This window comes from Bradyrhizobium sp. USDA 4538, from assembly GCF_024171045.1.
GTDB classification, from domain to species: domain Bacteria; phylum Pseudomonadota; class Alphaproteobacteria; order Rhizobiales; family Xanthobacteraceae; genus Bradyrhizobium; species Bradyrhizobium australafricanum.
This window is the reverse complement of sequence record NZ_JALJZE010000001.1, coordinates 4,252,486-4,271,295: the sequence shown is the minus strand read 5'-3', so window position 1 is coordinate 4,271,295 and position 18,810 is coordinate 4,252,486. Positions and strand designations below refer to the sequence as shown.

The 18,810-nt window shown below is 64.3% G+C and carries 18 protein-coding genes; 16 read left to right on the top strand and 2 right to left on the bottom strand.

Going from position 1 to position 18,810, the window contains the following annotated elements; genetic code table 11:
* Positions 1 to 5: 5 nt before the first annotated feature.
* From J2R78_RS19220 to J2R78_RS19205, 4 genes are read left to right on the top strand one after another with little or no spacing between them, the layout of a single operon-like run.
* A complete protein-coding gene (locus J2R78_RS19220; RefSeq protein ID WP_225162022.1) occupies positions 6 to 506 on the top strand; it encodes a phage tail protein in 501 nt (166 codons plus the stop codon).
* 42 nt (positions 507 to 548) lie between these two features.
* Positions 549 to 1,043 carry a phage tail protein gene (locus J2R78_RS19215; protein ID WP_253588614.1) on the top strand — a complete coding sequence of 165 codons (495 nt, stop codon included), beginning with the start codon at positions 549 to 551 and terminating at the stop codon, positions 1,041 to 1,043.
* Between the two features lie 12 nt (positions 1,044 to 1,055).
* Positions 1,056 to 1,589, top strand: a complete 534-nt coding sequence (locus J2R78_RS19210) for a phage tail protein (protein WP_253606179.1) — start codon at positions 1,056 to 1,058, stop codon at positions 1,587 to 1,589.
* A 7-nt stretch (positions 1,590 to 1,596) separates the two neighbouring features.
* Positions 1,597 to 2,148, top strand: a complete 552-nt coding sequence (locus J2R78_RS19205) for a GNAT family N-acetyltransferase (RefSeq protein ID WP_253606177.1) — start codon at positions 1,597 to 1,599, stop codon at positions 2,146 to 2,148.
* On the opposite strand, the gene J2R78_RS19200 is transcribed toward J2R78_RS19205, so the two are convergent.
* Complete coding sequence (locus J2R78_RS19200) at positions 2,130 to 2,435, bottom strand: DUF6916 family protein (protein ID WP_253606175.1); 306 nt, start codon at positions 2,433 to 2,435, stop codon at positions 2,130 to 2,132. The two genes, J2R78_RS19205 and J2R78_RS19200, sit on opposite strands and share 19 nt — an antisense overlap.
* Before the next feature lie 451 nt (positions 2,436 to 2,886).
* On the opposite strand from J2R78_RS19200, the gene J2R78_RS19195 reads away from it, so the two are divergent.
* The 11 genes from J2R78_RS19195 (at position 2,887) to J2R78_RS19145 (ending at position 16,369) form a co-directional block, all read left to right on the top strand.
* A complete protein-coding gene (locus J2R78_RS19195; protein WP_253609857.1) occupies positions 2,887 to 4,131 on the top strand; it encodes an IS4 family transposase in 1,245 nt (414 codons plus the stop codon).
* Positions 4,132 to 4,573: 442 nt separating this feature from the next.
* Entirely contained in the window at positions 4,574 to 5,728 is a 1,155-nt protein-coding gene (locus J2R78_RS19190; protein ID WP_253606173.1) for an iron-containing alcohol dehydrogenase, read from the top strand.
* 87 nt (positions 5,729 to 5,815) lie between these two features.
* A complete protein-coding gene (locus J2R78_RS19185) occupies positions 5,816 to 7,366 on the top strand; it encodes an AMP-binding protein (RefSeq protein WP_253606171.1) in 1,551 nt (516 codons plus the stop codon).
* Between the two features lie 120 nt (positions 7,367 to 7,486).
* Positions 7,487 to 8,185, top strand: a complete 699-nt coding sequence (locus J2R78_RS19180; RefSeq protein WP_375166721.1) for a DUF2270 domain-containing protein — start codon at positions 7,487 to 7,489, stop codon at positions 8,183 to 8,185.
* 71 nt (positions 8,186 to 8,256) lie between these two features.
* A complete protein-coding gene (locus J2R78_RS19175) occupies positions 8,257 to 9,141 on the top strand; it encodes a TauD/TfdA family dioxygenase (protein WP_253606169.1) in 885 nt (294 codons plus the stop codon).
* Between the two features lie 444 nt (positions 9,142 to 9,585).
* Positions 9,586 to 11,181, top strand: a complete 1,596-nt coding sequence (locus J2R78_RS19170; protein ID WP_253606167.1) for an ABC transporter substrate-binding protein — start codon at positions 9,586 to 9,588, stop codon at positions 11,179 to 11,181.
* 90 nt (positions 11,182 to 11,271) lie between these two features.
* On the top strand, positions 11,272 to 12,219 hold the full coding sequence (locus J2R78_RS19165; RefSeq protein WP_028335293.1) for an ABC transporter permease: 948 nt from the start codon (positions 11,272 to 11,274) through the stop codon (positions 12,217 to 12,219).
* A gap of 4 nt (positions 12,220 to 12,223) precedes the next feature.
* Positions 12,224 to 13,117 carry an ABC transporter permease gene (locus tag J2R78_RS19160; protein WP_016848340.1) on the top strand — a complete coding sequence of 298 codons (894 nt, stop codon included), beginning with the start codon at positions 12,224 to 12,226 and terminating at the stop codon, positions 13,115 to 13,117.
* On the top strand, positions 13,117 to 14,130 hold the full coding sequence (locus J2R78_RS19155) for an ABC transporter ATP-binding protein (RefSeq protein ID WP_253606166.1): 1,014 nt from the start codon (positions 13,117 to 13,119) through the stop codon (positions 14,128 to 14,130). The genes J2R78_RS19160 and J2R78_RS19155 overlap by 1 nt, the downstream gene beginning before the upstream one ends.
* Positions 14,127 to 15,122: an ABC transporter ATP-binding protein gene (locus tag J2R78_RS19150; protein ID WP_253606164.1), complete on the top strand. Its 996-nt coding sequence runs from the start codon at positions 14,127 to 14,129 to the stop codon at positions 15,120 to 15,122. Before J2R78_RS19155 ends, J2R78_RS19150 begins: the two co-directional genes overlap by 4 nt.
* Positions 15,123 to 15,274: 152 nt before the next feature.
* Positions 15,275 to 16,369 (top strand): IS30 family transposase, encoded by a 1,095-nt coding sequence (locus J2R78_RS19145; RefSeq protein ID WP_253606163.1) that lies wholly within the window; start codon positions 15,275 to 15,277, stop codon positions 16,367 to 16,369.
* Between the two features lie 125 nt (positions 16,370 to 16,494).
* On the opposite strand, the gene J2R78_RS19140 is transcribed toward J2R78_RS19145, so the two are convergent.
* Positions 16,495 to 17,268 carry a tetratricopeptide repeat protein gene (locus J2R78_RS19140; protein ID WP_309145005.1) on the bottom strand — a complete coding sequence of 258 codons (774 nt, stop codon included), beginning with the start codon at positions 17,266 to 17,268 and terminating at the stop codon, positions 16,495 to 16,497.
* 290 nt (positions 17,269 to 17,558) lie between these two features.
* Between J2R78_RS19140 and J2R78_RS19135 the strand changes: the two genes are divergently transcribed.
* Positions 17,559 to 18,809 carry a glycosyltransferase family 87 protein gene (locus J2R78_RS19135; protein ID WP_253606161.1) on the top strand — a complete coding sequence of 417 codons (1,251 nt, stop codon included), beginning with the start codon at positions 17,559 to 17,561 and terminating at the stop codon, positions 18,807 to 18,809.
* Position 18,810 lies beyond the last annotated feature (1 nt).

The following is an 18,810-nucleotide window of genomic DNA, read 5'->3' as shown; positions in this document are numbered from 1 at the left end:
GACCGATGGCCGATCCGTTTCTTTCCGAAGTCCGCATGATGTCGTTCGGCTTTGCGCCCAAGGGTTGGGCATTTTGCAACGGCCAACTGCTTCCCATCGCTCAGAATCAGGCACTGTTCTCGTTGCTAGGTACGACCTACGGCGGGGACGGGCGCGTCACTTTTGGCCTGCCCGACCTTCGAGGCCGGGTGCCGATAAGTATGGGCCCCGGCTATACGCTCGGCCAACGCGGCGGCGAGGAGAGCCACACGCTCACGATCAACGAGATGGCGCAGCACAATCATTTGGCCAACGCCACCAACAGCAACGGTAGCCAGCCGCTCGATTCGGGGGCCTATCTCGGTGCCTTCAACAACGGCTACAGCACGTCGACGACCGACATCACCCCGCTCAATCCATTGACCGTGGGCAATGCCGGCGGCAGCCAGGCCCATCAGAACATGCAACCGTTCCTGACGATCAATTTCAGCATTGCCCTCCAGGGCATTTTCCCCTCGCAGAATTGACGAGAAGCGCCGATGTCAGAATCCTATTTAGGCGAAATCCGTATGTTCGGCGGCAGCTTTGCCCCGGTCGGATGGAATTTCTGTGACGGCAGCCTGTTGGCGATCTCCCAGTACGACGCGCTGTTCAATCTGATCGGCACCACCTATGGCGGCGATGGCCAATCCACCTTCGCGGTCCCCGATCTGCGCGGCCGTGTGCCAATCCACACGGGCACCGCCAGCAGCGGCACGACCTATGCCATGGGGCAGACTGGCGGCGTCGAAAACGTAACACTCACGACGCAGACGATCCCGCAGCATTCGCACGCCTTCATCGCCGCGAAGCAGACCGGCACCGCGTCGAACCCGCAGGGAAATATTCTCGATCAGACGACCGGCACAATCGCGATGTATATCGACGGCCAGCCGCCCGACGGGCCCATGGCAGGCGGAATGCTGACGAATACCGGCGGAAACCTGCCGCACAGCAATTTGCAGCCGCTGCTTTGCGTCACCTTCATCATTTCGCTGTCCGGCATTTTCCCGAGCCAGGGCTAGGAGCGCGACACCATGGCCGACCCCTTCGTCGCCGAAATCCGCATCTTTCCGTTCAACTTCGCTCCCAAGGGCTGGGCCTTCTGCAGCGGCCAGATCCTGCCGATCTCGCAGAACACGGCGCTGTTTTCGCTGCTCGGCGTCACCTATGGCGGCAACGGCACCTCGAATTTCGCGCTTCCCAACATGCAGGGCAACGCGCCGCTGGCGCCCGGACAGGGCCCGGGGCTGTCGCTGTATGACCTCGGCGAGACCATCGGCTCCCCCAATGTGACGCTGCTGCAAAACCAGATACCGCAGCACAACCACCCCGTGAACGTCGGTACGCAGGACACGGCCGACGTTCAAGTCCCGAGCCCGACCCGCATCCTCGGCAAATCGGCCAACGCGTTCGCCTACCTGCCCGGGAGCCCGGCGCCAACACTGACGCAGATGAACGCCACCATGATCGGCATGACGGGCGGCAACCTTCCGCACAACAACATGCAACCTTACCTCACGCTGAACTTCTGCATCGCACTGCAGGGCGTCTTCCCGGCGCGAGGCTGAGCTCGTTTTGGCTCTCGACGCGCCAGGCACCATCACGCCCACCTTCGGCTGGGCGCGCGCGGCCGAAGTCGGTTGCGGCTTTCGCCGCCTGTCGGAGGCGGACCTGCCGTTCCTCGGCCGCCTCTATGCCTCGACGCGCACCGAAGAACTTGCGCCGGTGCCGTGGAGCGAGGCCGACAAGGCCGCCTTTCTCGAACAGCAATTCCGCGCCCAGCACGCGCACTACCAGCAGCACTATCCGAACGCCGATTGGCTGGTGATCGCGCGCCAGGGTGGTGAAGACGTCGGCCGGTTCTATCTCGAACGCTGGCCGAGCCAGCACCGCATCATCGACATCGCCTTCCTACCGGAGCATCGCGGCAGGGGCTACGGCGAAGCGTTGCTGCGCGACGCGATGGACGAGGCGGCGGCCGCCGGCAAGGATGTCTCGATCCATGTCGAGAAGCTCAACCCGGCGATGCGGCTCTACCGGCGGCTCGGCTTCATCACCGAGGAAGACAAGGGCGTCTACGACCTGATGCGCTGGCGGGCGGCAGAGCGTCAGGTGAAGATCGCCTGATAACCATTGCCGTGCGCGACCGGACCGATCGGCACCAGGAACATCTCGATCACGCCCAATGCCGGATGCCGCACCGGATAGATCGCCTGCGGCAGCCACGCGGCCTTCGGCGCCGTGAACAGCAGCGAGAACGCGCCGCCCGGCCGGCCGCTGTTGCCCACGGGCTCGACCTTGGCGAGCTTCAGCGGCACGACGCGATCCCTCTCCGCCTGCATCTCGAACTCCGCATCCTGATGCGGCGTGAAGTCGTCAATATGCAGTTTCGCGAGATCGACGGTGGATGTCATGTGCACGCCCTGGTTGGTCCCGAAGCTGTAGCACGCCGCGTGCCGCCTCGCGCGACAAAAAGGACCTGACGGGCAGCGCAGCGCGAGATCGGCACCCGGCTTTGCCTGCGCCCTCTGCTTCGACAGGGGGCAAGTAAACGCAAGACTCGGACGCTTTGCGCGGCGAGGATGCGGACGCATGGCTCACAAGCCTGCCACACATTCGCTGTCGTCCCTGCTTTCGCACTAGCGTGTCTACACGGTTTTGGGGCGCGACAGATTGACTCGGTGCAGCAAGAAGTGGCGTCTCTGCAGCATGTTGTATGATTCTCTCACTGGCGCTTTGATTCGAAGGAGCGCCAGCGATGCAGCCGGATTTGTCTTTGGGTGAGTTCGGGGACGTTCGTCTCGACAAAAGGGGGCGACGCTTCTCCGGGCTATGCTTTGCACGCGCAGCGTCTGCTTGCGCCAGATGGCCCGGGGCGATTGGGCTGCCAATATGGCGTTCTGGCGGTTTGTGAACAACCCCCAAGTCACGATCGATAAATTGATTGAGGGCTGGAGCGCGCAGACGCGGACTGCGGTCAGCGGGCGTCATGTGCTGGCGATCCAGGATACGAGCGAGGTCAAGTTCCAGACCCAGGCGGGACGGCGGCGCGGGCTGGGCAAAGTCGGCAAGGGCAATGCTCGCGGCGTGCTGTTGCATGCGATGATGGCGGTGGATGCCGACAGCGGGGTCTGTCTTGGCCTTACTGGCGGCAACGTTTGGACGCGCAAAGGCAAGGTAAAAATCCCGCATGAGCGGCGCGCCTTGGCCGACAAGGAGTCGGCGCGCTGGGTGACGGCCGCCGAGCAAGGCCGCGACGTCCTGGCAGATGCCCGCATGATCACCGTCGTCAACGACCGCGAGGGGGATTTCTTTGCTCACTGGGCGCTGACGCCAGCTGAGAATGTCCATCTTCTGTCGCGTGCCATGCACGACCATGCGCTGGTCGATGGCGACACACTTTATCAGGCGGTCGAGCGGAGCCGCTTCTGCGACAACGCGGTGATCGATCTGCCGCAGCGAATGGATCGGCGCGGCCGGCAGGCCCATCTCTCGATGCGCTTCGGAACCGTCGTGCTCAAGCGGCCGCAGAGGCCCGGCGTCACCGACTTGGCGGAGGGCATCAAACTCAGCTTCGTAGAAGTGGTCGAGTTGCATCCGCCGAGAGGTGCGGAGCCCATTCGCTGGCTGCTCCTGACCACTCATCCGGTCGCCACCGTTAAAGACGCCTGGCAGATCGTCTCCTGGTACCGCCAGCGCTGGATCATTGAGCAACTCTTTCGCTCGCTGAAGAGCCAGGGTTTGCGCATCGAGGATAGTCAGATCGAGAGCGCCGAAGGCCTGATCAAGCTCGTGGCGGTCGCCACCAGAGCGGCATGTATCGTCATTCAACTCGTTCAGGCCCGCAACAGTGGCGAAGAATTGCCGGCTGAATTTGTCTTCACCGCAGAAGAGATCGAGACGCTCAGGGCCATCAACAAAACCATGAAAGGTCGCACCGAGCTTCAGAAAAACCACCATCGCCCCAACACTCTTGCTTGGGCGGCATGGATCATCGCAAAACTCGGCGGATGGACCGGCTACGCCTCCCACCGTCAACCTGGACCAATCACCTTCCACACCGGAATGGCCCGCTTCCAAATCCTCGCAAATGGCCCGACAAACGCGTAGATGCACTAGTGCGAAAGCAGGGACCCATAACCATGAGTGGTCATTAGCGAGCGAGGCTGGAATGATGAGTCCCTTCAACAAGGAACGCCGCGGCGTATGGGTCCCTGCTTTCGCACTAGCGTATATACATATCCTCCGCAGTCTTTCCGGAGTCTTCTCAAAGAGTTGGCCGAAAACCGCAGAGAACTTACTCATCTGCACTAGGGTTGCGCCCGCCGATTTCGGCTCTCGCCTAGTAGCTAACCCCTTGATGATGAGTCGGTTTTCTAGCCTCGAAGAGATGTGTAAATGCCCTAGTGCTTTCGCAGGGACGACAGCGGAATAGGCAGCACGACCATACCAGCCACCGGCCCAGAGCCCTAATGACGGCCCCGATTTCCTCCGCTAACCTCGCCGCAAAGGGCCGCCAGCAAGGCAGACCGTGTTGAGGGAGGACAGGCGCGTGCATCAAGGCCGTGTCGTATTCGGCGCCATGGACGAGGTCGTGTTCGGGCGGCCCGCGCGTGAGGCCATCGTCGAGCAGCTGGACCGGATTGGCGCCGAGCGCGCCTTTCTGATGGTGTCGGGCACGCTGAACCGCGAGACCGACGAGATCGAGAAGGTTCGCGCGGCGCTTGGGCCCCGCTGCGTCGGCACCTTCGACAAGATGCCGGCGCATACGCCGCGCGCCGCGGTGATCGCGGCGGCGCAACAGGCGCGCAGCGCGAAAGCGGATTTGATCGTCACGATCGGCGGCGGCTCGATCACCGACGGCGCCAAGGCGGTGCAGCTTTGCCTCGCCAACAACGTCACGACGGCTGACGGCATCGAGACGATCCGCACCCATGGCGGCGTCTCGCCCGCGATGAATCCACCGACCGTGCGCCAGATCAGCGTGCCGACCACCATCGCCGGTGGCGAGTTCTCGTCGATCGCCGGCGTCACCAACGAGGCCAAGCGGCAGAAGGAGATGTTGCGCCATCCGCTGGTGATGCCGCGCGCCACCATCCTCGATCCGGAACTGTCGGTGCACACGCCGGAATGGCTGTTCCTGTCGACCGGCATCCGTGCCGTCGACCATTGCGTCGAGGGCATCTGCTCGCGCGAGGCGCATCCTTACGGCGACGCGCAGGCGCTGAAGGGACTCGAGATGCTGGCAGCCGGCCTGCCGCGGGTGAAAGCCGACCCGAAGGATATTTCGGCGCGAATGGATTGCCAGATCGGCACCTGGCTCTCCACCGGCCCGCTCGCCTCGGGTGTGCCGATGGGCGCGAGCCACGGCATCGGCTACGTGCTCGGCGCCGAATTCGACGTGCCGCACGGCTATACCTCGTGCGTGATGCTGCCCGCGGTGATGCGCTGGAACAAGCGCGACAATGCCGACCGGCAGGCGCTGGTCGCGGCCGCAATGGGACATGCGGGCGCGGACGCCGGCGACGTGCTTGACCGCTTCATCCGCGACCTCGGCATGCCGCGCAGCCTGCAGGAGGTCCACGTCGGCTCCGAGCATTTCGACCGCATCGCAAAGCAAGCGATGCGAACGCCCTGGGTGCCGCGCAATCCGCGCAAGATCGACGATCCATCCCAGGTTCGCGAGATTCTGGAGATGGCTGCATAGAGCGCTTTCGAGCGAAGTGGGTACCGGTTCGCGTGAAGAAAACGCGTCAAACAAGAACAAGCACGATCAAGGGGGATCTGGAGTTCGATGTACACCGGCAAGCATGCTTACCTGCGCCCGCTGCAACCCGCCTTCATCATGGCCGGGACCGGCGAGACCGTCACCTATCGTGAACTCGAGGCGCGCTCCAACCGGCTCGCGCATCTGTTCCGCAAGCAGGGGCTGCGGCGGCTCGATCATTATTCGATCTTCATGGAGAACAACAACCGCTACCTCGAGGCCTGCGGCGCCGGCGAGCGCGCCGGGCTCTACTTCACCTGCGTCAACTCCTACCTCACCGCGGGCGAACTCGCCTACATCCTGACCAACAGCCAGTCGCGGATCCTGATCACCTCGAAGCTGAAGCTCGACATCGCGCGCGAGGCGCTGAAGGAGTGCCTGCGGGTCGAGCTCTGCATCGTGGTCGACGGCGAAAGCGAGAGCGATCGCATTGTCGGACTGCGAGAGGCCACCGCAGGCCTGCCGTCAACGCCGATCGCGGACGAATTTGCCGGCACCGCGATGCTGTATTCCTCCGGCACGACCGGCCGGCCCAAGGGCATCGTGCGGCCGCTGCCGGAGCAGCCGCCGTCGCAGAACCTGCCGCTGTTCGATTTCCTGACCAAGCTTTGGCACTACCGCGAGGGCATGGTCTACCTCTCGCCGGCGCCGCTCTACCACTCGGCGCCGCAGGCCGCGGTCAATCTCACCATCCGGATGGGCGGCACGGTCGTCATCATGGAGAGCTTCGACCCGGAGCGCTATCTGCAGCTGGTCGAGCAATGGGGCATCACCCACAGCCAGCTGGTGCCGACCATGTTCTCGCGTCTGCTGAAACTGCCCGAGGAGGTTCGCACCCGCTACGATCTGTCGACCCTCGAGATCGCGATCCACGCCGCCGCGCCCTGCCCGGCGCTGGTCAAGGACGACATGATCAAATGGTGGGGTCCCATCATCCACGAATATTACGGCGCGACGGAGGGGCTCGGCTTCACCGCCTGCAACAGCGAGGAGTGGCTCGCGCATCGCGGCACCGTCGGCAGGGTCCTGCTCGGCGATCTGCACATCCTCGACGAGAACATGCAGCCCTGCCCCAAGGGAACGCCGGGCACCGTGTGGTTCAAGACCGCCACGCCATTCGAATATTTCAACGACCCCGCCAAGACCAGCGAGGCGCGCTCGCCCGACGGTAGCATGAGCACGGTCGGCGACGTCGGCTATGTCGACGACGACAACTTCCTCTATCTCACCGACCGCGCCACCTTCATGATCATCTCCGGCGGCGTGAACATCTATCCGCAGGAATGCGAGAACCTCCTGATCACCCATCCCAAGGTCGCCGACGCCGCGGTGTTCGGCGTACCCAATGTCGATCTCGGCGAGGAAGTGAAGGCGGTGGTGCAGCCGGTCGACGGTATCGCGCCGGGGCCGGACCTCGCCGAGGAACTGATCGCGTTCTGCGCCGGCGCGCTGTCGCGCCAGAAGGTGCCGCGCTCGGTGGATTTCGAAGCCGAGCTGCCGCGGCTGCCGACCGGCAAGCTCTACAAGCGCCTGCTGCGTGACCGCTATTGGGGCAACAAGACCTCGCGGATCGTGTGAGCGGCGGTGCGGCATCCAGACTGATGCTGCCAACCAAGCCGACGGACGCAACGGACTCGCCGGTCGCGCGGATTTCGCGCTATGCTCCGGGATCGTAAGCCAGCTTCGCCGGAGGCCGCCATGCCATCGCCCCAGCCGCGCGAGCCGGAGCCGGTGCAGGCCGGAAGGCTCGAATTCACTGCCGCCGAGATCGGTGCACTCGCCCATCTCTATCGTGGCGAGGTCTATCGCAGCACGGTCTGGCGCACCCGTCTCGACAGCTCGACCAACTGGGCGGTGGTCACGACCGGGATCGCGCTGTCGGCGACCTATAGCAGCGCAGAGGCTTCGCCCTTGCCGATGGTCCTGGTCGGACTGCTGGTAACCGTGTTCCTGCTATTCGAGGCGCGGCGCTATCGCTATTTCAACGTCTGGCGCGCCCGGGCGCGGTTGCTCGAAACCGATTTCTACGCGCCGATGATCCGCGGCGAGGGCCCCACACCGAACGCAGCCTGGACCGAACTGCTCGCCAACGACTACCGCCGCCCCAGCTATCACATCAGCTATGTCAGAGCGATCGGCCGGCGCCTGCGACGGACCTATGGCTGGATCTTCGCGATCCAGGCCATCGCTTATTACGGCAAGCTGGCGATCCACCCGCTGCCGCTGACCACGATGGGCGCGATCTGGGACCGCGCTTCGATCGGTCCGATTCCAGGAACCATCGTGATTCTGGCCGGTATCGCCTTCCACTCCAGCTGGGCGCTGTTCGCCTTCATTACACATCGCATCGAGGTCGCCGACCGGCGCACGCGGCACAATCTGATCGCAATGGGCTGAGGGGCCGCGTTGCCGATGGCGGGCTTTTCCCCTAACCTCGCCGCAACAACAAAGAAAAGGGAGGACTTGCGATGGAAGTGATCCCACTGAAACCTGGCTTCGGTGCCGAGCTGCGCGGCGTCACGCTGTCGGACGTTGCCGCCAGCGATACCGCCTATGCGGCGGTGCGCGCGGCGTTCGAGGAACATTCGGTGCTGGTGTTCCGCGGTCAGGAGGTCAGTGACGACATCCAGCTCGCCTTCTCGCGCCGGTTCGGTCCGCCCGAAGTGACCAAGGTCGGTTCGATGGGCACCGGTTCGCATTTCGTGATCCTCTCGACCTTCGGGCCCGACGGCAAGGTGGTTCCATCCGATCACCGGCAGCAGCTGCGCGCCAGGGCCAACCAGCTCTGGCACACCGACTCTTCCTTCAAGCAGGTGCCGGCGCTGACCTCGATCCTGTCGGCGCGCATCATTCCTGAACATGGCGGCGAGACCGAATTCGTCTCGATGCGGCTTGCCTTCGAGCGGCTCGACAAGGACGCGGCAAGTCGGCTGGAGAACGCGTTCGCCTGGCACTCCTACGCGCATTCGCGCAGCAAGGTGGCCACCGGCCTCGCAACGACTGAAGAAGTCGACGCGCTGCCGCCGGTATGCTGGCGGATGGTCTGGCGCAATCCCGTCAACGGCCGCGGCGCGCTGTATCTTGCCTCCCATGCCTATGGCGTCGAGGGCATGGATGCCGAGGCCGGCAGGGCGCTGATCGAGCAATTGACCGAAGCCGCGACCGTGCCCGGCGTCAGCTATCTGCATCAATGGAAGCAGGGCGACGTCGTGATGTGGGACAACCGGGCCACCATGCATCGCGGCCGCCCCTGGCCGGCGCATGAGGGCCGCCTGATGATTCGCACCACGATCTCGGCGACCGAGGCCGATGGCGTCGCCAACATGCACCTGCCCTCGCCGCAGGGCGGCTGAGTGAGCGTGATGTTCCTAGTGAACCGTCATCCCCGCGCAAAGGCTTCGCCTTTGTCGCTGGAGGCGCGCGCTCTTGCGTTCGTCTCGAAGGATCGACGACCCGGCTGGTGGCCGTTCATCCTTCGAGGGCTCGCTCCGCGAGCGCCTCAGGATGACGGGGCTACATCGCGATTTGATCGGCGACATACTGTCGCTGATTGCGGCGCGCTTCACGTCGCACGCGTCAGCGTCGGCAACCGAATTCAAACGGAGTTTCGCCGCTGCATAGCAAAACAACCCGGGTTCCCCGCAATCACAGCCATTATTCCCGATCCGTGGAAATTTTAATGTTGTGGGGTCATCCGAATTGCCAATCCCCGCGCGATCCTCGCCGGTTGCCCGACAGCCTCACCGTGGTATCGTCGATGCCAATCGGCCATTGAGACCGAAATGTGGGAGGGGACCATGCGGAGCGTGCAAGCGCTGGCCGTCGCGGTGTTGTCTGTGCTGATCATCAGCGACGTTTCACGCGCAGCCGAGCCGAAACCGGGCGGCATCTTCAGGATCTATCACCGCGACAGCCCCGGCAGCGCCTCGATCCACGAGGGCGCGACCTATTCGCTGAACGTTCCGTTCATGCCGATCTTCAACAATCTCGTCATCTTCGATCAGCACATCGCCCAGAACAGCACCAGCACGATCCGGCCCGAGCTTGCGGAAAGCTGGGCCTGGAGCGGCGACAACAAGACGCTGACCTTCAAGCTGCGCAAGGACGTGAAATGGCACGACGGCAAGCCGTTCACCGCCGCCGACGTCAAATGCACCTTCGACATGCTGATGGGCAAGTCGCAGCAGAAGTTCCGGCAGAACCCGCGCAAGTCCTGGTACGAGCAAGTCGAAGAGGTCACGACCAACGGCGACCATGAGGCGTCGTTCAAGCTGAAGCGGCCGCAGCCGGCGCTGCTGTCGCTGCTCGCCTCGGGCTACTCGCCGGTCTATCCCTGCCATGTGTCGCCGGCCGAGATGCGCACCAAGCCGGTCGGCACCGGCCCGTTCAAGTTCGTCGAGTTCAAGGCCAACGAATCGATCAAGCTCACCAAGAACCCGGATTACTTCAAGAAGGGCCTGCCTTATCTTGACGGTATCGAGTTCACCATCATCCCGAACCGCTCGACCGCGATCCTCGGCTTCGTCTCCGGCAAGTTCGACATGACGTTCCCGACCGAGGTCTCGATCCCGCTGCTCAAGGACGTCAAGTCGCAGGCGCCCAATGCGGTCTGCGTGGTGGAACCGAACAACGTCTCCACCAACATCATCATCAATTCGACCGCGCCGCCGTTCGACAATCTCGACATCCGCCGCGCGCTGGCGCTGGCGCTCGACCGCAAGGCGTTCATCCAGATCATGTTCGAAGGCCAGGGCGACATCGGCGGTACCATGGAGCCGGCGCCGGACGGGCTTTGGGCGATGCCGAAGGAGATGCTGGAGCAGATCCCCGGCTACGGTCCCGACATCGAGAAGAACCGCGAGGAAGCCCGCAAGCTGATGCAGAAGGCGGGCTATGGCCCGGACAAGCACCTGCAGATCAAGGTCTCGACCCGCAACATCGCGGTCTATCGCGATCCCGCGATCATCCTGATCGACCAGATCAAGAGCATCTACATCGACGCCGAGCTCGACGTCGTCGACACCGCGCAATGGTTCCCGAAGATCGCCCGCAAGGACTATTCGCTCGGCCTCAACCTCACCGGCAATGCCGTCGACGAGCCCGACCAGTCGTTCTACGAGAACTATGCCTGCGGCTCGGAGCGGAACTACACCAACTATTGCAACAAGGAGATCGAGAAGCTGTTCGACCAGCAGTCGGAAGAGACCAACGTCGACAAGCGCAAGAAGCTGGTCTGGGAGATCGACAGGAAGCTGCAGGAAGACGTCGCGCGTCCGATCATCTTCCATGCCCGCACCGGCACCTGCTGGCAGCCTTACGTGAAGAATGTCACGATCATGTCCAACAGCTCCTATAACGGCTATCGTTACGAAGACGTCTGGCTGGACAAGTAGGCATAGCGTTTTCGGGCGAAGTGGATACCGGTTCGCGTCAAGAAACGCGTCGGAAGACAAGACACAGGCGGGATCAAGGAGAGAGCCAGGGTGTTTGCCTATATCGTGCGGCGGCTGTTCCTGATGCTGGTGACCCTGTTCGGGATCTCGGTCATCATCTTCGTGCTGCTGCGCGTCGTTCCCGGCAACATCGTCGACATCCTGTTCGACGCCGCGGGCTTCGTCGATCCCGCCGACAAGGCCAATCTCGAGCGCGAGCTTGGCCTCAGCCAGCCGATCGTGATCCAGTATCTGCACTGGATCGGCGGCCTGCTGCACGGCGATCTCGGCTATTCCTACGTCTCGGAAAAGCCGGCGCTGGAGGAAATCCTGCCGCGGATTCCGATCACGGCGCGGCTTGCCGGGTTGGCGCTATTGTTCTCCGCCTCGATCGGTATTCCGCTCGGTGTCATCAGCGCCGTCCACCAGGGCTCACGGCTCGATTATGCGCTGCGCGTCGTCAGCCTCAGCGGCCTGTCGCTGCCGTCATTCTGGCTCGGCCTCTTGATCCTGATGGCCTCGGTCTCGCTGTTCGGCACCATGCCGATCTTCAATCCGAACCCGAAGACCTGGCTCGAGGCGCTGACCATCTATGCCGTGCCGGCGATGGCGGTGGGCTTCCGCAGCGCGGCACTCACCATGCGCATCACCCGCTCCTCGATGCTGGAGATCCTGCGCCAGGACTATATCCGCACCGCGCGCGCCAAGGGCGCCTCCGAGGCCTCCGTGAACTATCACCACGCGCTGAAGAACGCGGTGCTGCCGGTCATCACCGTGATCGGCATCGAGGCTGCATTCCTGATCGGCGGCCTGATCGTCACCGAGACCGTGTTCAACATCCCTGGCATCGCCCGCTTCCTGGTCGAGGCGCTGCGCTGGCGCGACTACCCGATCGTGCAGAACCTCGTGATGTTCATCGCCGTCGTCGTGGTGGTGGTGAACTTCATCGTCGACATGCTCTACGCGGCGATCGATCCACGTATCCGGTTTGGAGACTGAGCGCGTGGCAACGATCAATTTCGACAGCGAATTGCGACGTGCCGGGGCCAACGCCACCGGTGGCTGGGGACGGTTTGCGTTCCTCGCGCAGCGCCATGTGCTCGGCACGGTCGGCCTCGTCATCATGCTGCTGTTCGTGCTGACCGCGATCTTCGCGAACGTCATCAGCCGCTACGATCCGCTCAGCGTCGATTCCGCGCACCGGCTGGCGGCGCCGTCTGCGCTGCACTGGTTCGGCACCGACTCCTTCGGCCGCGACGTCTGGAGCCGCATCATCCATGGTGCGCGGATCTCGCTTGCGGTCGGCATCGGCTCGACGACGCTCGGCGCCACGCTCGGCGTGATCGTGGGCCTCGCCTCCGGCTATCTCTCCGGCTGGGTCGACCTCGTGTTCCAGCGGGTGACCGACATCCTGCAGTCGCTGCCGCTCTTGGTGCTGGCACTCGTCATGACCGCGGCGCTCGGTCCCTCGCTGCCGAACGTGATCCTGGCGATCGCAATTCCCCTGATCCCGACGGTCGCGCGCGTGATCCGCGCCAACACGCTGGCGCTGCGCGAGCAGCCGTTCGTCGAGGCCGCCAAATCGATCGGCATGAGCGAGATGCGGATCGCGCTGCGCCACGTGCTGCCCAACACCATCGCGCCGCTGATCGTGCTCGCGACCGCGCAGCTCGGCTCGACCATCCTGACCGAAGCGTCGCTGTCGTTCCTTGGCCTCGGCATCCCCGAGCCTTATCCGTCCTGGGGTCGCATGCTGTCCGAATCCGCCGCCGAATATGTCCGCACCGCGCCATGGCTGGTGATCTTCCCCGGCATTGCGATCAGCCTTGCGGTGTTCGGCACCAATCTGTTCGGCGACGCGTTGCGCGACATTCTCGATCCGAGGCAGCGCGGCTGATGAGCGAGGCCAAGACGCTCGATACGGTTCTCGAGGTGAAGAACCTGCAGACGGTGTTCTTCACCAACTCCGGCCTGTTCCGCGCGGTCGACGACGTCTCGTTCTCGGTCCGCCGCGGCGAAACGCTGGCGATCGTCGGCGAATCCGGCTGCGGCAAGAGCGTCAGCGCGCTCTCGATCATGCGGCTGGTGCCCGATCCGCCCGGCCGCATCGTCGGCGGCTCGGTGACGCTCGAGGGCACCGATCTGCTGAAGCTCGACGATGCCGCGATGCGCGACATCAGGGGCAACCGCATCTCGATGATCTTCCAGGAGCCGATGACCTCGCTCAATCCGGTGATGCGGATTGGCGACCAGATCATCGAGGCGGTGCGGCTGCACCAGAAGGTCAGCAGCAAGGAGGCCTGGAAGCAGGCGGTCGACATGCTGCGGCTGGTGCGCATTCCGGAGCCGGAGCGCCGCGCGCAGGAATATCCGCATCAGCTGTCCGGCGGCATGCGCCAGCGCGCCATGATCGCGATGGCGCTGGCGTGCCGGCCGGCGCTCCTGATAGCGGACGAGCCGACCACGGCGCTCGACGTTACCATCCAGGCGCAGATCCTGGCGCTGATCGTCGATCTGCAAAAGCGGCTCGGCACCGGGCTGATCCTGATCACCCACGACCTCGGCGTCGTCGCGCAAACCGCGCAGCGCGTGATCGTGATGTATGCCGGCAAGAAGGTCGAGGAGGCGACGGTTGAATCCTTGTTCGAGACGCCGCTGCATCCCTACACCCGCGGACTGATGGCCTCGATGCCGGCGGTGATCGCGCTCGGCGCGAAGACCGATGCGCGGCTGACCGAAATCCCCGGCATGGTGCCGTCGCTGACCAAGCTGCCGCCCGGCTGCGCCTTCGCGCCGCGCTGCAAGCTGGCGGTCGACCGCTGCCGTCAGGAATATCCGCCGCTCGACGAGATCAAGAGCAATCACTGGGCCGCGTGCTGGCGCGCCGGCGAGATGGCGGAGGCGTCATGACCGAACAGCGCCCGCTCCTCGAGGTGACCGACCTCGTCAAGCACTACGCGGTGCGCGGCGGTGTGCTGCGCCGGCAGGTCGGCACCGTGCATGCGGTCGACGGCGTCAGCTTCGCGCTCGGCGCTGGCGAGACGCTCGGGCTGGTCGGCGAATCCGGCTGCGGCAAGTCGACGGTGGCGCGCACCGTGCTGCGGCTGGTCGAGCCGACCAGCGGCGCCATCAAGCTGGATGGCGAGGACATCGCGCCGCTCAGCAAGACCGCGCTGCGGCCGTACCGGCGCTCGATGCAGATCGTGTTCCAGGATCCGTTCGCCTCGCTCAACCCGCGCATGACGGCCGGCGACATCGTCGGCGAGCCGCTCACCGTGCACGGGCTCGCGACCGGGGCGAAGAAGCAGGAACGCGTCGCGGAACTGTTCCAGCAGGTCGGCCTGCGGCCCGACCAGATGAAGAATTTCCCGCACCAGTTCTCCGGCGGCCAGCGCCAGCGCATCTGCATCGCGCGTGCGCTGTCGCTCGGGCCGCGGCTGATCGTCTGCGACGAGCCGGTCTCCGCGCTCGACGTCTCGATCCAGGCGCAGGTGATCAATCTGTTGATCGACCTGCAGCGCAAGCAGAACTTCTCATATCTGTTCATCGCGCACGATCTGGCGGTCGTCGCCCATATCAGCCACCGCGTCGCGGTGATGTATCTCGGCCGCATTGTCGAGATCGCCGACAAGCACGAGCTGTTCGCCAATCCGCGCCACCCCTACACCCAGGCGCTGCTCGCCTCGGTGCCGATCGCCGACCCGAAGGCGAAACGCACCGCGCCCCTGATCGACGGCGATGTCCCGAGCCCGATCAATCCACCTTCAGGCTGCGCCTTCCACACCCGCTGCCGTTACGCGATGGATCGCTGCAAGAGCGAACGCCCGGCGCTGCAGGCGGCCGGCCCGGCGCATCAGGTCGCCTGCTGGCTGAATGACGGCACGGGGCAAGCGGCCTCATAAATGTCGTCCCGGCGAAGGCCGGGACCCATTACCCCGAATGCCCGTTGATTTGCCAAACTGGGGCCACAGCTTGCTCCAACAACATACAGCGGTGGTTATGGGTCCCCTGAGTTCACAAACGAAGTGCAACACTTCCTTGAGGAGGTGTTGCCATGGGGCGGACTTACAAGCAGCTCTCTCTGGACGACCGATGCGAGATTGCCTGCCTATCGGCCAATGGCAGCTCGGTCCGGCAAATCGCGGCAGCTCTGGATCGCTCGCCATCAACGATCTCGCGGGAACTGAGGCGCAATCGGGGGAGCCAGGTCGGCTACAAGCCGAGCTATGCCCAGCACCAGATGCGAGCGCGGCGCTGGACGGGCGGACGCCTCGAACGGGAGCCCGGCCTGCGCCGCGCGGTGTTGCAACGCCTTCGCCGCGGCTGGTCGCCCGAGCAGGTCGCTGGCCGGCTGGCCCGCGAGCACGGGCGCAAGGTGATCTCCCACGAGACCATCTACCGCTTCATCTATGGCCAACTCAGGCGCACCACGGACTTCAACTGGCGGCGCTATCTGCCGCGCGCCAAGAGCAAGCGCGGCTGCCGCGGCAAGCGGGGCGGCAGCCCCGCAAGCTTCATCGAAGGCCGTGTATCCTTGGCAAATCGGCCGCTCGAAGCGGCCGACCGCAGCGTGCCCGGACACTGGGAGGCCGACCTGATGATGTTCTCGAAATACGGTCAGGCCGTGCTGACCGTGCACGAGCGCACCTCGCGGCTGCTGCTCGGCATCCGCCTTGCCAGCAAGGTCGCGCGCGGTGTCGCCCGCCATCTCGTGGGCTTCTTCGCGCCCCTTCCACAAGAGCTGCGCCAGAGCGTTACCTTCGACAACGGCACCGAGTTCGCCGGTCACCTGGCGCTGCACCGCCTCTCGATCGCGACCTTCTTCTGCGATCCCCATGCCCCCTGGCAGAAGGGTGGCATCGAGAACGCCATCGGCAGGATGCGCCGCTTTATTCCCCGCAAGACGGATCTCGTAACCCTCTCGACCGCCAGGTTCCGCCAGTTCATCGCCGCCTACAACAACACCCCGCGCAAATGCCTTGACTACCGCACGCCCGCCGAGTCCTTTGCTCAAGTGTTGCACTTCGAATGTGAATCCACCTCCCAGCCTTCGCCGGGACGACACCGAATATGTGGCGCGATCCTGAGCCGGTTCGGTGTCTTCACCCGCATGCGGGTGATCCAGTACTCCAGAGACGCCAGCGCTTGAGCCGAGAGGCCGCGGCTTGTCTCGGCTGTCGTCCCTGCGAAAGCAGGGATCCATACGCCGCAGCGGGTGTTGTGAGCCCGACTCGTCGTTCCAACGCCGCGGAACAAGCAGTATTTGAAAACGCTCTAGCTCAGAAATTCCGCAAAGGCGCTGCGGCGGAAGAAGAAGCGGCCGTGCGATGACATGATGAGCGCGGCGGTCGTGCGGCCGATCATTTGCGGCCGGCCGCGCAACGCGAGACGCAGATTGGCCTCGCCGGCCGCGCGGTCGCCCATTTCCAGAAGACTGGCGGAGAAGCTGAGACGCGTCAGCGGGTCGTCGGGGCGCTGCGCCACCACCTGGCGGTAGAGATCCGCCGCGGCAGCATATTCGCCATCGAGCAGCAGTACACGCGCAAGCGCGGCCAGAACATCGGGATGTCCCGGCGCCGCATTGCGCAACTTCTCCAGAATCTCGCGCGCCCGGCCACGCTCATTGCGTTGGGGCAGCAACTGCGCCAGCAGCAGCTGAAACTCGAGGCTCCCCGGCGCGAGAGCAAGCGCGCTCTCAATGACGGCAACCGCCTCGTCGATGCGACCGGCCGAGTGCAATTGCCCTGCCAACGCCTGGAATGCGGGCAGGTAGGGCGGCCGCCGCGCGGTGGTTCGCCGCAGCACGTCGATCGCCTCGCTGCCGCGACCGGCGCCGCCGAGCGCTGCGCCGAGCAGAGTCTCGAGGCCGGGATCGTCGACGCGGCGCACGGCGCGCTCGAGCGGCGCGATCGCCTCCTCGTTGCGGTTCTGGATCATCAGCGCCCGCGCCAGGATCGAGGCCGCGCCGACATCGGTCCGGTTTGCCTTCAAGACCTCCGCCGCCAGCCGCTCGGCTTCGACGACCTGTCCCATCTGCAATGCGACCACGGCGCGTTGCAGAACCGGGGATGGGCTGGGCCCGCGATTGGAAAAAGGCGGCGGTTTCGGCATGCGGTCCGTCGTGAGATGGTTCTGGTCAGCCGTTATCACTGCCGCCGACGGAGCGTCCAGCGAAAGTCGCATCCGGACACCGAGATACCGTCCGGTTCCAGCCCCGCCGACCGATTTCATACATCCCTGCGGGCGTCAGGCGACAGGGGATCCACCCTCCCCCTGCAATTTTTCGACTGCTTAACCTATTCAATCTAGCTTGGGTTGCCATAACAGGGCCCGGCCTGATGCTCGCAACAACGCTCGAAACAATTCAGTCGACGGACTCGAAGCGCGCCAACTACACACGCGGAATCCTCGTGATGCTGGTCGCCGCCCTCCTGTTCAAGGTTGTGTGGTTCTCCCAGCTGGGGCTGGGGCACGGCCGCGAACTGGTCGACTTCGCCGCCTTCTACATTACCGCAAAGCTGGTGTGGCTCGGCGACCTCGACCAGGCCTATCAATTCGCGAAGCTCGCCATCATCGAGAAGCAGGCGTCAGGCGGGCACGACGGCTTCATGCCATGGACCTATCCGCCGCAATTCAACCTGCTGCTGGCTCCGTTCGCGCTGGTCCCGTTCGGAATGGCCTATCTGTTGTTCATGGCCTCGACGCTGGCCCTTTACCTCGCCGTGCTGCGGCGCATTGCCGGAAACCGGTTCGTGCTCGTGCTGATCGTTTTCTTTCCGACGATCGGGGTCACGCTGGCATGCGGTCAGAACAGCTTCCTTACCGCCGCACTGATCGGACTGGTGTGCCTGTACTTCGAAGAGCGGCCGATGCTCGCAGGCGTGGCCCTTGGTCTCATGATCATCAAGCCGCATTTCGCCGTTGCCTTCGCACTCTACGCCATCCTGCGGCGCTCGTGGATCGTCGTGATGACGGCCGGCGCCGTCGTGCTGATCAGCTCGGCGATCTGCACGGTGCTGTTCGGCATGCAGATCTGGACCGTGATGCTGCAGAGCGTGCATGATTCGTCGGTATTCCTGCGGGAAGCCTATTATCCGCTGTATCGAATGGTCTCGGCCTATGCCGCGTTGCGAACCACGGGGTTCTCCGCATCCGGAGCGTTTATCGGCCAGGGCATCGTCGCCGTCCTTGCGCTCGGCGTGGTGCTGGTCGCGATCTACCGCAAGATGCCGGTGCGCGAGAGTCTCGGCCTGACCGCGATCGTATCGGTCTGCATCAGCCCCTATGCGTATGATTATGACTTCCTGATCTTCAGCATCGGAATGGCGCTGCTGTTGCCGGCGCTTCAGGCCAAGGCCCGCGAGTGGGAACGTGCGATCATCTATGCCGCGCCGATACCGATCGGAGCCTTCGGCTACATGCACACGGTCCATAACAACACGCCCCGCACGGACGTCCATTGGGTCGACGTGCTTTCGATCGGAGGCTTCGGGATCGCCGCGCTGATCACCCTGATCGTCGCAATCCTGCTGCTGCGTGAGTCAAGCGGCGCTTCCGTACCGGCGCAGGCGCCGCTCGCGAGGATTTGAG

What these genes read in the sequence shown, in the direction of transcription:
- J2R78_RS19175 (WP_253606169.1), top strand. Translation starts at nt 8,257, where the DNA reads ATGGAAGTGATCCCACTGAAACCTGGCTTCGGTGCCGAGCTGCGCGGC.
- J2R78_RS19220 (WP_225162022.1), top strand. Translation starts at nt 6, where the DNA reads ATGGCCGATCCGTTTCTTTCCGAAGTCCGCATGATGTCGTTCGGCTTT.
- J2R78_RS19150 (WP_253606164.1), top strand. Translation starts at nt 14,127, where the DNA reads ATGACCGAACAGCGCCCGCTCCTCGAGGTGACCGACCTCGTCAAGCAC.
- J2R78_RS19170 (WP_253606167.1), top strand. Translation starts at nt 9,586, where the DNA reads ATGCGGAGCGTGCAAGCGCTGGCCGTCGCGGTGTTGTCTGTGCTGATC.
- J2R78_RS19185 (WP_253606171.1), top strand. Translation starts at nt 5,816, where the DNA reads ATGTACACCGGCAAGCATGCTTACCTGCGCCCGCTGCAACCCGCCTTC.
- J2R78_RS19180 (WP_375166721.1), top strand. Translation starts at nt 7,487, where the DNA reads ATGCCATCGCCCCAGCCGCGCGAGCCGGAGCCGGTGCAGGCCGGAAGG.
- J2R78_RS19215 (WP_253588614.1), top strand. Translation starts at nt 549, where the DNA reads ATGTTCGGCGGCAGCTTTGCCCCGGTCGGATGGAATTTCTGTGACGGC.
- J2R78_RS19135 (WP_253606161.1), top strand. Translation starts at nt 17,559, where the DNA reads ATGCTCGCAACAACGCTCGAAACAATTCAGTCGACGGACTCGAAGCGC.
- J2R78_RS19200 (WP_253606175.1), bottom strand. Translation starts at nt 2,435, where the DNA reads ATGACATCCACCGTCGATCTCGCGAAACTGCATATTGACGACTTCACG.
- J2R78_RS19195 (WP_253609857.1), top strand. Translation starts at nt 2,887, where the DNA reads ATGGCCCGGGGCGATTGGGCTGCCAATATGGCGTTCTGGCGGTTTGTG.
- J2R78_RS19210 (WP_253606179.1), top strand. Translation starts at nt 1,056, where the DNA reads ATGGCCGACCCCTTCGTCGCCGAAATCCGCATCTTTCCGTTCAACTTC.
- J2R78_RS19145 (WP_253606163.1), top strand. Translation starts at nt 15,275, where the DNA reads ATGGGGCGGACTTACAAGCAGCTCTCTCTGGACGACCGATGCGAGATT.
- J2R78_RS19155 (WP_253606166.1), top strand. Translation starts at nt 13,117, where the DNA reads ATGAGCGAGGCCAAGACGCTCGATACGGTTCTCGAGGTGAAGAACCTG.